At 69.8% G+C, this 14,113-nt stretch carries 10 protein-coding genes and 1 pseudogene; 2 read left to right on the top strand and 9 right to left on the bottom strand.

Annotation, left to right across the window (positions count from 1 at the left end; genetic code table 11):
* Positions 1–7: 7 nt before the first annotated feature.
* Genes H5J26_RS05905 through H5J26_RS05895 form a run of 3 tightly spaced genes read right to left on the bottom strand, consistent with a single transcriptional unit; the run spans position 8 to position 5,803 of the window.
* A complete protein-coding gene (locus H5J26_RS05905) occupies positions 8–4,738 on the bottom strand; it encodes a putative T7SS-secreted protein (RefSeq protein WP_181764630.1) in 4,731 nt (1,576 codons plus the stop codon).
* Positions 4,738–5,385: a hypothetical protein gene (locus tag H5J26_RS05900; RefSeq protein WP_181764629.1), complete on the bottom strand. Its 648-nt coding sequence runs from the start codon at positions 5,383–5,385 to the stop codon at positions 4,738–4,740. The genes H5J26_RS05905 and H5J26_RS05900 overlap by 1 nt, the downstream gene beginning before the upstream one ends.
* Entirely contained in the window at positions 5,375–5,803 is a 429-nt protein-coding gene (locus H5J26_RS05895) for a hypothetical protein (protein WP_181764628.1), read from the bottom strand. The genes H5J26_RS05900 and H5J26_RS05895 overlap by 11 nt, the downstream gene beginning before the upstream one ends.
* 230 nt (positions 5,804–6,033) lie before the next feature.
* Here H5J26_RS05895 and H5J26_RS05890 point away from each other — a divergent pair, with 230 nt between their 5' ends.
* Both H5J26_RS05890 and H5J26_RS05885 read left to right on the top strand, forming a co-directional pair.
* Positions 6,034–7,503, top strand: coding sequence for an FAD-binding protein (locus tag H5J26_RS05890; protein ID WP_181764627.1), 1,470 nt, complete (start codon positions 6,034–6,036; stop codon positions 7,501–7,503).
* 299 nt (positions 7,504–7,802) lie between these two features.
* Positions 7,803–8,606: an SAM-dependent methyltransferase gene (locus tag H5J26_RS05885; protein WP_181764626.1), complete on the top strand. Its 804-nt coding sequence runs from the start codon at positions 7,803–7,805 to the stop codon at positions 8,604–8,606.
* 40 nt (positions 8,607–8,646) lie between these two features.
* On the opposite strand, the gene H5J26_RS05880 is transcribed toward H5J26_RS05885, so the two are convergent.
* The 6 genes and pseudogenes from H5J26_RS05880 to H5J26_RS05855 all read right to left on the bottom strand — a co-directional run.
* Entirely contained in the window at positions 8,647–8,862 is a 216-nt protein-coding gene (locus H5J26_RS05880; RefSeq protein WP_181764625.1) for a DUF397 domain-containing protein, read from the bottom strand.
* On the bottom strand, positions 8,862–9,716 hold the full coding sequence (locus H5J26_RS05875) for a helix-turn-helix domain-containing protein (RefSeq protein ID WP_181764624.1): 855 nt from the start codon (positions 9,714–9,716) through the stop codon (positions 8,862–8,864). The genes H5J26_RS05880 and H5J26_RS05875 overlap by 1 nt, the downstream gene beginning before the upstream one ends.
* A 252-nt stretch (positions 9,717–9,968) precedes the next feature.
* Entirely contained in the window at positions 9,969–10,997 is a 1,029-nt protein-coding gene (gene hemB / locus H5J26_RS05870; protein ID WP_309237795.1) for a porphobilinogen synthase, read from the bottom strand.
* The gene (locus H5J26_RS05865; RefSeq protein WP_181764623.1) at positions 10,994–12,655 is read right to left on the bottom strand and encodes a uroporphyrinogen-III synthase; all 1,662 of its coding nucleotides are present in this window, start codon (positions 12,653–12,655) and stop codon (positions 10,994–10,996) included. Before H5J26_RS05865 ends, hemB begins: the two co-directional genes overlap by 4 nt.
* On the bottom strand, positions 12,652–13,650 hold the full coding sequence (hemC, locus tag H5J26_RS05860; RefSeq protein ID WP_181764622.1) for a hydroxymethylbilane synthase: 999 nt from the start codon (positions 13,648–13,650) through the stop codon (positions 12,652–12,654). The genes H5J26_RS05865 and hemC overlap by 4 nt, the downstream gene beginning before the upstream one ends.
* A 121-nt stretch (positions 13,651–13,771) precedes the next feature.
* Positions 13,772–14,113 (bottom strand): annotated as a pseudogene (locus tag H5J26_RS05855) (glutamyl-tRNA reductase); the annotation flags it as partial.

Below are 14,113 nucleotides of genomic sequence, written 5' to 3'. Positions count from 1 at the left end.
CCATCACTCACATGACCGATCGACATGCCGCCCAGTGCACGGGGCCCATGTTGGGCCGCAGCAGGTCGGACAGCGCGGTCTCACCCGTCACCGTCACGTTTCTCGGAACGCCCAGGATTTTCAGTCCGTCGGGCGGGAACAGCGAGTAGTTCGGGAGTTGTTCGCCCGGACCGTAGACCTCGAGCCGCGACGGATTCTGCGTCTCGATCTTGTTGCCCAGGGCGTCACTGATCGGCTCGCCGTGCCTACTGTACATCGACACGCTCGTGCCCTCCGGGACGGTCACGGGGGTCCCGTCACCTGCACGAATACCGCCGTGGCCACTGAAGACGAGGTTGTTGTCGGGCCGCCCGAGATGGCGCACGTCCTGCACGGCACCGTTGGCGTCGGTGACGAAACTCGGCGCCGTTCCCTGCGTCGGGAGCGGGTTGCTGTTCGGGACGCACGGGGCGAGACCCAGCGGGTCGGTCCAGGCATGCGGATTCGGCACGTACGTGGCCGGGTTCGGCGCGGCCTCCAGGCCGAGCGGGTCGGGTGAGGCGTAACGGGCCGTCTGCGGGTCGTAGTAGCGGTAGTGGTTGTAGTGGAGCCCGCTCTCCGGGTCGAAGTACTGGCCGGGGAACCGCATCGGCATGTAGGCCGTGCTGTCCCGCGTCCATGTCGTCGTACCCCAGAGCGTCGACCGCGAGCGCCACGCGATCCCGCCGTGCTCGTCGACGAGTTCGGACGGCGTACCGACCATGTCCGTGACGATGGTGAAGAAGCGGCTGTCGATCTCCCGCTGCGTCATCTCGTCGGTGATGCGTTCCGTCTGCGCGACGGGACGCCCGCCCTCGTGGTCCCACGTCAGGGTCACCGGGTCGGGAAGTCCCTCAGCGGTGGTGGTCTGCTCGACCAGCGTGGAGCCGTCCCAGCTGAAGTCCACCCGCTCCACGACGGTTGCACCGTCGTCGGCAAGACGCTGCTTGGCGATGCGTCTCCCCAGCGGATCGTAGAGGTACCGCCAGAGCGTCCCGTCGGGCGTCACCAGCGAGGTCAGCCGGTCCTCGGCGTCCCAGGTGCAGCGCCAGACGTCGGGCTTCTTCGACAGCCGGCTCTTCAGGCGCCGGACGATGCGCCCGGCGGCGTCGTGCTCGTACCGGACGCGTCCCGCAGTCGCGATGCGCGTGCCGACGTAGACGCGTGGTCCCGTCGCCTCCTGTCCAGGGACCGATTCGGGCCACGTGGCGTGTGCCTGGTTACCCGCCTCGTCGTAGGCGTAGGTCTCGGTCCAGCCGCGCGCGTGGACGGCTGTGACCCGTCCCTCCTGGTCCAGGTCGTAGTGACGACTGCCGTCCAACCGGTCCCGTACGCCGACGAGATGGCCGTCGGGACGGTAGTCGTACGCCCGGTGCTGGACCGTCTGGGCCCCCGGACCGGTCACGTGCTGCGTGAGGAGCCGGCCCACGGGATCGAAGGTCTGCGCGAGAGCAAGGGAGTCCTCGATGCGGCGGCCGGTCTCACGTCCGGCCGTGTCCCGCTCGAAGCCCAGGTTCCGGCCGGAGGCGACCAGTGCGGTCCGGCGTCCCGCCGCGTCGTAGGAGGAGCTGGAGACGGCCCCGGAGGGGGTGATCCGGCGTGTGGGACGACCCACCGCGTCGTAGGAGTGCGTGAGCGCGCGGCCGTTGACGAGTTCTGTCCGGACGCGTCCCATCCGATCCCGGTCGAAGATGACCTCGGCGTCAGGGCCCGACGCCGAGACCAGTCGTCCGGCACGGTCGTAGGCATAGGTCGTCAACATCCCGCCGACGTCCTTGCGGATCACACGGCCGCCGGGGTCCCTGACGAAGGAGACAGTCTCGTTCAGCGGGTTGGTACGGGAGACGATCCTGCCGTTGGCGTCGTGCTCGTAGACCAGCGTGCGGTCGTCGAAGTCCGTCTCGGACAGCAGCCGCCCCGCCGGGTCGTACTCATAACTCCACTCCGCCCCCTGCGGGTTGACGACCTTCCGCAACCGCAGTTCCGCGTCGTGCTCGAACTCGAAGCGCGCGCCGTCGTGCCGAGTCTCGGCCGCGAGCCGGTCGAAGTGCGTGTACTCGTACCAGGTGACATTGCCCGTGGCGTCAGTGTGGCGGACGCAGTTGCCCTCGCCGTCCCACTCCCATGTCTGTTCGGCACCGTCCGGGGCGGTGTGACGAGCGAGCTTGCCCTCGACCGTCCACTCCATCCGGGCCGTGGCCCCGAGCGGGTCGACAACGGCCGTCGGCCGCCCGAACGCATCGCGGTGGTAGACGGTCGCACCGCCCAGCGGATCGGTGACCTCCACCGGCAGTCCCGCCGCGTCGCAGCGGATGCGGGTGGTGGCCCCAAGTGCGTCCGTGACCCACGCCGGATGCCCGTGCTCGTCGTAGCCGGAGGTGGTGCTGTTTCCCGACGGGTCGGTCACCGACGTCCGGTTGCCACGGCTGTCGTACTCCTGCCGCCACGTCGCGCCGTCCGCGTCAGTGAAGAGGACCGGCAGGTTCAACTCGTTGTGGACCGAGGAGGATTCGCCACCGTCCGGCAGCGAGACCCTCTCCAGCCGCCCCACTTCGTCGTAGCCGAAGCGCGTGGTGTGCCCGAGAGCGTCCGTACGGGAGACGACCCGGCCGCCGCGGTCGTACTCCGTGCGGACGGTGTGTCCCAGCGGGTCGGTAACGGCGACGACGCGGCAGCCGTCGTCGATCGAATAACGCGTGGTGCGGCCCGCGGTGTTCGTGACGGTCGTGACGCGGTGCCCGGTGCGGTCATCGACGCCGTCGTAGTCGATGCGGACAGAGACGTGCCCTTCGGTGCCGCCCTCCGCGACGCAGCGGTCCCGGTCGTCGTAGACGTAGTCATAGCGGCGGTCGTTGGAGTCCGTCCACGCGATGACACGGTGCTCGTCGTCGTACTCGAACCGCAGCGCTCTGCCGCAGGAATCGACGACTTCGGTGAGGTCGCCGCCGGTGTAGACGTACTTCTTGAGGACCTGGTCGCCACCGCCCGCCGCGGCACCCGCCAGCGCGAGGGCGGTGACACGGCCATCCTCGGTCGTCAGCTTCAGGTGGTAGCCGCCGCTGTGGAAGACGCCCGTGGGAACGCCCTCGGGGGTGTACTCGAAGGTGATGCGGTGACCGTTGCGGTCGGAGAGTTGCTCCAGGAGCGCCTCGCCGTCACCACCACTCGCGGGCCCCGTGAAGTGCCACGTACGTCCCGAGTCGCGGTCCTCGACGATGTAGTCACCGTCGGCGGTGCGCTCCAGCGGCATGCGCGGGCCGCATTCCGGCAGCGTCGGCACCCCGGGTGCGGGATGCGGGTAGGCGAGCAGCAGACCGTCCTCGGCCAGGAGGACGACGCCCTTCGCATCGATCTCCAGCCGCTGGTCGACGGTGCTGGACCAGGACGGCCCGAACCAGCGACCGGCACGGTAGCCGGACTCAGCCCGGCGACGGAAGACGAGCGCCAGCGCGCCGGGCAGAGCCACATCAGTCTGCGGGAGGTACATCCTGCCGGTCGCCAAGTCCACCGGGTCGGTGACGCCCTGCGTCTTCGCGCCGTCCGGTGTGCTGTGCATCCCGGGGCCGTTCGTGTCCAGGTCGATGCGCCCCGGAGGCTTCCCGTCGGGCACGTGCTTGGCGACGGTGGCGACCTTCTTCACAGCGCCCAGACCCTTCGTCCCCAGCAGTTCGGGGATGAGGCGGCCGGTGCCCTCGGCCGGGTCCTTCATGAAGGTGTCGTACATCGTCTTGGCCGTGCCCACCGGGTCGTTGGCCATCCGCACGAGTCCGGCAGTGGTGCTGTTCAGGCTGGTCATGTATTCGGCGGGGTGAGTGATGTTGTACGGGTCGGTCGGGTTCACGCTCCGCGCGAAGTTGACCAGCCCCGCGGTCCCCTTGACGATGCCCCCGTAGAAATGGGAGGCGTTCAGCTGCATTCCGGTGAGGCCGTCCTTGAACTGCTCACCGTACGAAGGTTTGTCGGGCGCCTTGTCCCGGGCCGCCCCCACTGCGCTCTCCGCCGAAGTCCGCGCCGAGTTGCGCTGGCTGCGCGCCTCGGCGAGCTTCTCCTCGGCCGCCTTCACATCCGCGGCGCCCGGGTCCGTCGAACTCGGCTTGTCCGGCAGCGATGCCGGGTCCCGCTCGTCCTCCGGCTTGGCGTTGTACGAGTCGACGGCGCTGTTGTAGGAGTCCACCTTCGACTTGTGCGCCTTGGAGGCCTCAGTGCCCTTCTTGTACAGGGCGATGGCCTCCTTGGCCTGCTTCTGCGCCCAGTCCACCGTTCCCGCGAAGTCGCGCAGCGCCTTGCCGGCGTCCTCGCATGCATCAGCGGCCTCGAACCACTTCTTCGGCTCGACGGACACCTTCGCGCGGAAGGCGTCGGCCGCCTCCCCCTTCAGGTGCGAGGAGTCGAGCCCTTTCAGCCCGTTGCCGACATTGGTGAAGGCCCTCTTGAAGTCCGTCAGATGACTGGCCGTGGACCGCAGCTTGTCCACGCTGCCGTGGACGAGTTTCGTCTCGTCCTCGGTCTCGCCGAGCTGCATCTCGTCCACGTCCGCGCCAAGTGCGTTCGCGAGGGAGTCACCCTTTTCACGCACCCAGTCGGCGCCCGACTCCCAGCCGACGTCGTCGAGCCTGTCCGCGCCCCAGTCGGAGACCTCGTCGACTCCCTCGCCGACCTTCTCGACGCCGTCCTCGACGAAGTCCTCGACCGGGTCCGGAATGAAGTCTCCGATGCCCATCAGCCCTCACCCCCCGGACCCTGCTGCTGCTGTTGCTGAGCGCGTTCCTCCGGCGACGGGCCGAAGAGGTCGTCCCGGGCCTGCTCCTGCTGCTCCTCCGAGATCCCGGCCGCGTCCATGACCAAGTCGTTCCGCATCCCGCCCATGCCGTCCTCGGTCAGCGACCTTCCGGTGTCCTTCCACGTCTGGCCGATGTCCTCCTGGGCCTGACGGAAGGACTCGGGGCTGTAGTCCGGGTTCAGGTAGTCCGGCTTGAACGTCTCGCCCCAGCTCTGCTGCGCGACCTCTTCCTCGGTCGCATGCGGGTTGCCGACGAGCGAGTTCACGCCCACCTTGAACGTTCCTGCCCAGTACTCGTCCTCTGCGTGCACCATCCCGGCGGCCAGCCCCAGTCGCTGGGCCAGGCCGTTGGCGTCCTGGACCAAGGCCCGTACGCCCCACTCCCAGCGCTCGCAGAAGCCCTCGAACGCATCGGCCAGCGAACCCCCGCCCGCCTCCATGCCGGTCATGGACATCGACTCGAAGCCCGCGCCCTGCAACGCGTCGGTCGAGCTACCGACGTCCTTCAGTTCGCTGATCGCCGAGTTGAGGCCCTTGGTGACCAGAGCCAGCGACTCCTTGCTGAACTTGAGGTCCTCATCGCCCATCCGAAGCGCCCCCGTCCCCCGTGATCCGGTTTCCGTCCTCGTCGACGTCGACGGCCACCGCGTCCGGGACGATCCCCGCCACCGGCGGGAACATCATCGAAGCGTCGTCGTCGGCCACGTCCACCGCCACACCCGTCGGACCGTCCAACTCCGGGATGATCCCGTCCAGCAGCCGCGCCCCGAGCACCGTCACGAACTCCCAGGCCTCATCCGGAGCCGAGCCGCGAGCCTCCGCGAAACGCGCCAGGGGAGCCTCGTCGGTGAAGGCGTAGATCCACCGGATACCGCCGTACTCGGCGGACATGAAGCCGTCGGCCACGACCGGCACCAGCACGGCCGTACGCCTGAACTCCCCCACCATCTCCTGCGGGTCACCGACCCCCGCCCGCACCGATGCGATCTGCTCCGCCAACTGCATGGCAGTCCCCGTTTCTCACTCTCGTCAAGCAGCCCCCAGAAAGGTAGTCGCAAGGGGGTGGTGGGAGGCAAGACCGGTCGGAACGCTGTTGCGGACTTGAAGAGTTGCCGCGCGCAGCGGCGCTCGACACCTGTGGTCCCCCAGAAGGGTAATGATCCCCGCGGACATCTGACGGTGAGTAGCATCCAGCGGCGGAGACGCTCCGTAGACGCCGCCCCAGGAGGACACTCATGCGCCCCGAACCGACCAGACGGACCGCCCTGTACGGCCTGGCCACGGCAGCCGCCGTCGTCGGATTCGACCCGGCGGCGCGCGCCTGGGCCACCGAGAAGCGGAAGCCCGCGGAGGGCGACTTCGACCACGTGCCCCCGCTGGACGGGACGCTGCTGACCGACGACGCGTCACGCGACGCCGCCTCCGAGGACTTCGGCCACATCGTCCACCGGCGCCCGGCAGCCGTACTGAGACCAGGCTCCGTCAACGACGTCGTGGTGATGATCCGGTTCTGCCGCCGCCACAAGATCCCGGTCGCCCCGCGGGGCCAGGGCCACGCCACGTTCGGGCAGGCGCAGGTCAAGGGCGGTCTGGTGATCGAGACGGCCCCGCTCAAGCACATCGGGCCGGTCAAGGGCGACACCGTCACCGTCGGCGGAGGCGCCCGCTGGAGCGAGGTGGCCAAGTCCACTCTGCGGAAGGGGCTCACGCCTCCGGTCTTCACCGATTACCTCGAACTCTCCGTCGGCGGCACGCTGTCCGTGGGCGGACTCGGCGGCCAGACGCACCGGCACGGCGCACAGGTCGACAACGTCACCGAGCTCGAAGTGGTCACCGGAGCAGGCGAGTTGGTCCGCTGCTCGGCGACGCGTCACGCCGACCTCTTCGATGCCGTACGGGCCGGGCTCGGGCAGTGCGCCATCGTCGTCGGCGCGACGCTCCGCCTCGTACGGGCCCCGCGGACGGTACGGCACTACCAACTGCCCTACACCGAGCTGTCGGTCTTCCTGGAGGACCAGCGGCGGCTGATCGACGACCGGCGCTTCGACTACGTCGAGGGCCTGGTGCTTCCCGACGCGACCGGAGCGTTCCGGGTCCACGTGCTCGAGGCCGTCGCCTACGGGCCGCCCGCCGGCCCGGAGCCCGACGACGACGAACTGCTGGCCGGGCTGCGGTTCGAACGCCCCGGTCTGGTGGCGGAGACCCTCGACTACTACGCCTTCCTCGACCGCCTCGCGGCGTCCGTGGCCGAGCAGATGGAGGCCGGGCTCTGGGACGACCCGCACCCGTGGCTGAACCTGCTGCTGCCGTCCGACTCGGTCGAGGAGCTGGCCTCCGGCATCCTCGACGAGCTGCGGCCCGAGGACGTCGGCACGAGCGGTGTGGTGCTGCTCTACCCGATGCGCCGCAAGGTCCTGCGCACGCCGCTCCTGCGGATGCCCGACGACCCCGCGCCGTATCTGCTCGCCGTCCTCCGCACGAGCCCGCCCGACGACGCGGCCACCGTGAAGCGCCTCCTCGCCGCCAACCGGGCCGCGTACGAGCTGGTGAGGGACGCGGGCGGCAAGCAGTACCCGGTGGGCTCCATCCCCTTCGACCGCTCCGACTGGAGGGACCAGTTCGGCCCCGCCTTCCCCGCGCTGGCCGCCGCGCGGCACCGCTACGACCCGGCCGGCCTCCTCGCGCCGGGACAGGGCATCTTCTAGGGGGTCCGCGCAGGGCGTCGGCGTCACCGGTCTTCGCGGTGCACGCCGGCGCCCTGCTGCCTCGCGATCAGACCCTTCAATGCGCAACGATCGCTCTGATAGCTTCAACTCCGCTGCATCCGAAGGCTGTTGACGAACCGCCGAGACCTCGTGGCACGCCCGGCGATGCCGCACTACATCCTGGGCAATCGCTCGGAGGGCCGGGAGAGCCGCCCGCAAGACCTCTTGCGAAGGCGCGACGCGGGCACGGACGTGATTGCCCTGCACCTCCAGGCAGCGGCAGAAGAGGAAACACAGCGATGACCGGTTCCGGCGGACAGCCCACCCAGATCGACACCAGCAGGGCGCACTCGGCCCGGATGTACGACTACTACCTGGGCGGCAAGGACTGGTACCCCGTCGACCAGGAGGCGGCCGAGAAGGTGAAGCAGGTCTTCCCCTTCATCGTGACCGGCGCCCGCGCCAACCGCGACTTCATGCACCGCGCGACGCGCACCCTCGCCTCCGAGTACGGCGTACGCCAGTTCATCGACATCGGGACCGGCATCCCCACCGCGCCCAACCTGCACCAGATCGCCCAGGAGGTCGCTCCGGAGGCGCGCGTGGTCTACGCGGACAACGACCCGACGGTGCTGGAGTACACCGACGCGCTGACACTCAGCAGCCCCCAGGGCCGGACCGCCTACGTGCACGCCGACCTGCGCCACGACTCCATCCTGGACGACCCCGCGCTCCGCTCGACCATCGATCTGGACGCGCCCGTCGCCCTGTCGATGCTCGCCGTGACGCACTTCCTCCCGGACGAGTTCAGGCCGCTGGAGATCGTGCACGCGATGGTCGACCGGCTCGCCCCCGGCAGCTTCCTGGTGCTGTCCCACGCCACCCCCGACTTCAACCCCGCGGCCGAGAAGGCCGTCGAGGTCTACCGGGCGAGCGGCACCCCCGCGCAGATACGCACCAAGGCCGAGATCGAGCGCTTCTTCGACGGCACGGAACTGATCGAGCCCGGCCTGACCACGACGCACCGCTGGCGCCCCGAAGGCGAGTCCGGCATCACCGACGAGGACGCCTTCTTCTACGCGGGCATCGGCAGGAAGCCCTGAACTCCGCGGAACGCAGCAGGTCCCGGGGCGTCTGCGGACCTCACCGTGTGCCGGGCGACCGTCCGGCGGCATGGGCGAGGAAAGCCGTGAAAGCCGTGTGGGTGAAGGCGAGTTGGGGCCCGCCGAGGCGCTTGGAGTCCCGGATGTGGACGCTGTGCGAGCGGGCCGCCACCTCGACGCAGTTCGGACCGTCGTTGCTGCTGTAGCTGCTCTTGGTCCACTCCAGCCTGCTCTGTCCGGTTGTCGGTCTGATCATCAAGTCTCTCCAAGCACCTTCTCGATGAGGGCCAGCGATTCCCGTGGATCGAGCGCCTGTGAACGGAGGATCCCGTGACGCAGTTCCAGGATGTGCACATCCTTGGGGTCGGAGATCAGACGGCTGGCTAGCTGCTCCTCGGACTGTCCCACAGCAGTACGGTCCTTGAACTTGATCAGATGGATTCCGCCCGCCATTCCCGCGTGATCGTCCCGTCCCGTCGGCATGACCTGAATCTCCACGTGGCGCAACCGCCCGATCTCCAGCAGATGTTCGAGCTGGCGGCGCAGGACCATTCTGCCCCCGATGGGGCGGTACAGCGTCACCTCTTCCTGGATGAACGCGAGCGTAGGAGGTGACACCCGCCGGATGATCTCCTGCCGCGCCAGCCGTGCCGCGACGTACTGGTCGATCTGATCCTCCGAGTACGCGGGCCTGCGCATGCCGTACAGCGCCCGCGCGTACTCCTCGGTCTGCAGCAGTCCGTGCATGTTGTGGTTGGCGTACGCGCCCAGCTCGACCGCGTCGGCCTCCAGCTTCGCCAAGTCCCGTACTTTCCTGGGGTATCGGGCCTCCGCGACGTCCTTCTTCATCGCGGCGATGATGCCGCCCGCACCCAGCGCCTCGTCCGCGTTCACGAGGAACTCCGGCTTGGGGACGCGTCGTCCGCGTTCCACGGAGGAGACCTGATCGAGGCCGTAGCCGATGGCGGCTCCGAGCTCGGCCTGCGTCATCCGCGCCCGCTCGCGCCAGAGTCTGATCAGTTTGCCGACGGTCCGTACGACTGCCGCGGTGTCGTCCTCCTCCCACCCCGGCCGTTCCGTGCCGTCCGGCATGCGCCCCGACTCGTCCATCCCCACCTCCGGTGCCGGACCTGCCCAACTCCCGTGCGGGACAAGGCGTCACGTGCCCGGACACGTACACGGCCGAGTTGTCGAATCGGGTGCCGGACGTGTCACTGGAATCGGTGAGCGGGGCCCAGGACGAGGGCGGCACCGCGTCACGGAAGGCGAAAGCGCCGGTACGGGAGTGTCCGTACCGGCGCCGATGCACCCGGAAGGCAAGCGCTGCGCGCGGACCGCCCGTGCGCGGGGCGGCCCGAGCCGCTACAGCTTGCCGGCGAACTCCGTCGCCCAGTAGGTCAGAATCAGGTTCGCGCCTGCCCGCTTGAAGCTGGTGAGGGTCTCCATGATGGCCTGGTCCCGGTCGATCCAGCCGTTCTGCGAGGCGGCCTCGACCATCGCGTACTCACCGGAGATCTGGTAGACGCCGACCGGCACGTCGGCCCGCTCCGCGAAGTCCCGGAGGATGTCCAGGTACGGCAGACCGGGCTTGACCATCACCATGTCCGCGCCCTCGGCAAGGTCCAGGGAGAGTTCGCGCTGAGCGTCACGGGAGTTGGCGGGGTCCTGCTGGTAGGTCTTGCGGTCGCCCTTGAGCGAGGATGCGACGGCCTCGCGGAAGGGGCCGTAGAAGGCCGAGGTGTACTTCGCGGTGTAGGCGAAGAGGGACACGTCCTGGTGGCCCGCCTCGTCCAGGGCCCTCCGCACGTGGCCGATCTGGCCGTCCATCATCCCGCTCGGGCCCAGCACGTGGGAGCCCGCTTCGGCCTGGACGACGGCCATCTCGGCGTAGCGCTCGAGGGTGACGTCGTTGTCCACACGCCCCTGAGCGTCCAGGACACCGCAGTGGCCGTGGTCGGTGAACTCGTCCAGGCACAGGTCCGACATGACGACGAGGTCGTCGCCGACCTCGCCCCGCACGTCCCGCAGGGCCAGTTGGAGGATGCCGTCGGGGTCGGTGCCGGCGCTGCCGACCGCGTCCTTGTCCCGCTCCTCGGGCACGCCGAAGATCATGATCCCGCCGACGCCCGCGCGTACGGCCTCTGCCGCCGCCTTCTTCAACGTCTCCCGCGTGTGCTGGACCACGCCCGGCATGGAAGAGACGGGCACCGGCTCGTCGATGCCCGCACGTACGAAGACGGGGAGGATCAACTCCGCCGGGTGGAGCCGGTGTTCGGCGACCATGCGGCGCATCGCCGGGGTGGTGCGCAGCCTCCGCGGCCGTACCGACGGGAATCCGCCGCCCGGAACGGGGCCCGCCGGACCGGATCCGGCGGGAACGTGCTCTGTCACGATGAGCGTGCCCTCCTCCTGGCCGGGCGCTTCTCGCTCGGCCGCTTCACTGCGTCTCCCGCGGCGACCGCCTCCGCGCGGCGCTTCGCGCCGAAGTCCGCGAGAGCCTCCGCCAGTTTGTGCACCGAAGGCTCGGGTGACATGACGTCCACCCGGAGCCCGTGCTCCTCGGCGGTCTTGGCGGTGGCCGGGCCGATGCAGGCGATGACGGTGACGTTGTGCGGCTTGCCGGCGATGCCGACGAGGTTCCGCACCGTGGACGACGAGGTGAACAGCACCGCGTCGAAGCCGCCGCCCTTGATCGCCTCACGCGTCTCCGCGGGCGGAGGCGACGCCCGCACGGTCCGGTACGCCGTGACGTCGTCGACCTCCCAGCCCAGCTCGATGAGCCCGGCCACGAGCGTCTCGGTGGCGATGTCGGCCCGGGGCAGGAAGACGCGGTCGATCGGGTCGAAGACCGGGTCGTAGGGAGGCCAGTCGTCCAGCAGCCCGGCGGCGGACTGTTCGCCGCTGGGCACCAGGTCGGGCTTCACGCCGAACTCGACCAGCGCCTTGGCGGTCTGCTCGCCGACGGCCGCGACCTTGATCCCGGCGAACGCCCGGGCGTCCAGGCCGTACTCCTCGAACTTCTCCCGCACCGCCTTCACCGCGTTGACGGACGTGAAGGCGATCCACTCGTACCGGCCGGTGACGAGCCCCTTGACCGCCCGCTCCATCTGCTGCGGTGTGCGCGGCGGTTCGACGGCGATGGTGGGCACCTCCGCGGGCACCGCTCCGTAGCTCCGGAGCTGGTCGGAGAGGGACTCCGCCTGCTCCTTCGTACGCGGTACGAGCACCTGCCAGCCGAAGAGCGGCTTGGACTCGAACCACGCGAGCTGCGGGCGCTCCGCAGCGGCGCTGTGCTCACCGACCACGGCTATCACCGACTGCGCGCCGTCCGAAGAGGGCAGCACCTTCGCCGACTTGAGGACCTGGCCGATGGTGCCGACCGTGGCCGTCCAAGTGCGCTGGCGGGTCGTCGTACCCGCGGCCGTGACGGTCAGCGGGGTCTCGGGCTTGCGGCCCCCCGCGACGAGTTCACCCGCGACGGCGACGACGGAGTCCAGCGTCGCCGAGACGACCACCGTCGCGTCGCTCGCGCCGACCTCGGTCCAGCATCTTTCGTCGGCGCTGCGCGCGTCGATGAAGCGGACGTCGGTCCCGTGGCCGTTCCGCAGCGGAACACCCGCGTACGCGGGGACACCGACAGCGGTGGCGATACCGGGCACGACCTCGAAGGGGATGCCCTCGCCGGCACAGGCGATCATCTCCCGCGCGGCGTCCGCGTCGAGCCCCGGATCACCCGTCACGGCACGCACGACCCGCTTGCCCGCACGCGCTGCGGCCATGGCAAGATCTGCTGCACCGCTCTGGGAGGCGGAGGGAGCCGACGGATCGTCAGCTTCGTGAAGCGGCGTGTCCACCCCTGCCCGCGTATGGGTACGGACGACGTCGTGCACCTGGGGGTCGGCCACAAGCACGTCGGCCTGCGCCAGCGCCTCGACGGCGCGCAGCGTCAGCAGACCCGGGTCTCCGGGCCCGGCACCGAGGAAGGTGACGTGTCCGTGTGCACCGTAGAGGTGCTGAGTTGTCGAATTCTGGGCAGTGGTGGGGCTCAAAGTGCTCGCTCCCCCATCAGACCGGCCGCACCCTTGGCGAGCATCTCGTCGGCGAGTTCGCGCCCCATTTTCTGCGGGGTCGCTGTGTCGGCGGCGGATGCCGGTACGGGACCGGTGGTGGACAGCTGCACCAGCGTCTCGCCGTCGAGGGTGCCGACGACGCCACGCAGGCGCATTTCGGTGACAACCTGCCCGTCGCCAAGCAGGTCGGCGAGCGCACCCACAGGTGCGCTGCAGCCGGCCTCCAAGGCGGCGAGCAGGGTTCGCTCAGCGGTCACGGCGGCCCGTGTGTACGGGTCGTCGAGATCGGCGAGCTGGACAGCCAGGTGCACGTCGGCCGACGCGCACTCGACGGCCAGTGCTCCCTGGCCGGGGGCGGGCAGTACGGCGTCGGGACTCAGCAGTTCGGTGGCTTCGTCGAGACGTCCGGTGCGCTCAAGTCCGGCGGCTGCGAGCACCACGGCGTCGAGTTCGCCTGAGCGCACATACCCGATGCGCGTGTCGATATTCCCACGGATCGGCACGGTGTCGACTTCCGTTCCCAGGCTGCGTGCCCAGGAGTTCAGCTGCGACATGCGGCGCGGGGAGCCGGTGCCGATGCGCGCTGCCCTGCCGGTCGTCCTCATCGTGTACGCGAGCTGCGTGAAGTCCAGCCCGTCGCGTGCCACCAGTACGTCGCGCGAGTCCGCCCGCTCGGGCACGGCCGCCAGGGTCAACTCGTCGGGCTGCGCTGTCGGCAGGTCCTTCAGCGAGTGCACCGCGAAGTCGATCTCACCGCGCAGCAGCGCGTCGCGCAGCGCGGTGACGAAGACGCCGGTGCCGCCGATCTGGGCGAGGTGCTCCTTGCTGGTGTCCCCGTACGTCGTGATCTCCACCAGCTCGACGGGGCGACCCGTCAACTGCCGTACCTGCTCGGCCACGAGGCCCGACTGGGCCATGGCGAGCTTGCTGCGCCGGGTGCCCAACCGGAGGGCCGGTGCCCGTGTGTTGCTCATTCGCTCACCTCGTCGCACCACGGCGCGCAGTCGCGCGGGGCGCCTTCTTCGTTGACTTGCTCACTCCGGCTACGACCACTCCGGTCGTCGCGGACACTTCCTGGTCCGGCCTCGCGCACGTTCACGGCCGCCCCCCGCCCGTGGTGGGGTCGGGGGCGCGCTCGGCGGTACGTTCCGGCGACTCCGCGGGTGCGGGGACGCCCGTGGGCATCGGGCTGCTGACGGCGGCGACCGCTTGCGGGTCGAGGTCGAACAGTTCGCGGAGGGCGTCCGCATACCCGGCCCCGCCCGGCTCGCCCGCGAGCTCCTTCACGCGCACCGTCGGCGCGTGCAGGAGCTTGTCCACCACCCGGCGGACGGTCTGGGTGATCTCCGCGCGCTGCTTGTCGTCGAGCCCCTGGAGCCGCCCCTCGAGGCGGGCCATCTCCGCGGAGACGACGTCGGCGGCCATCGTGCGGAGCGC

It is taken from the genome of Streptomyces albidus (ex Kaewkla and Franco 2022) (genome assembly GCF_013870515.1).
GTDB lineage: Bacteria > Actinomycetota > Actinomycetes > Streptomycetales > Streptomycetaceae > Streptomyces > Streptomyces albidus.
The sequence above is the reverse complement of the archived record's forward strand: the minus strand, read 5'-3'. Positions and strand labels throughout refer to the sequence as shown.

Coding starts and splice junctions, on each gene's coding strand:
- H5J26_RS05905 (WP_181764630.1), bottom strand. CDS start 4,738: ATGGGCATCGGAGACTTCATTCCGGACCCGGTCGAGGACTTCGTCGAG.
- H5J26_RS05900 (WP_181764629.1), bottom strand. CDS start 5,385: ATGGGCGATGAGGACCTCAAGTTCAGCAAGGAGTCGCTGGCTCTGGTC.
- H5J26_RS05895 (WP_181764628.1), bottom strand. CDS start 5,803: ATGCAGTTGGCGGAGCAGATCGCATCGGTGCGGGCGGGGGTCGGTGAC.
- H5J26_RS05890 (WP_181764627.1), top strand. CDS start 6,034: ATGCGCCCCGAACCGACCAGACGGACCGCCCTGTACGGCCTGGCCACG.
- H5J26_RS05885 (WP_181764626.1), top strand. CDS start 7,803: ATGACCGGTTCCGGCGGACAGCCCACCCAGATCGACACCAGCAGGGCG.
- H5J26_RS05880 (WP_181764625.1), bottom strand. CDS start 8,862: ATGATCAGACCGACAACCGGACAGAGCAGGCTGGAGTGGACCAAGAGC.
- H5J26_RS05875 (WP_181764624.1), bottom strand. CDS start 9,716: ATGGACGAGTCGGGGCGCATGCCGGACGGCACGGAACGGCCGGGGTGG.
- hemC (WP_181764622.1), bottom strand. CDS start 13,650: ATGAGCAACACACGGGCACCGGCCCTCCGGTTGGGCACCCGGCGCAGC.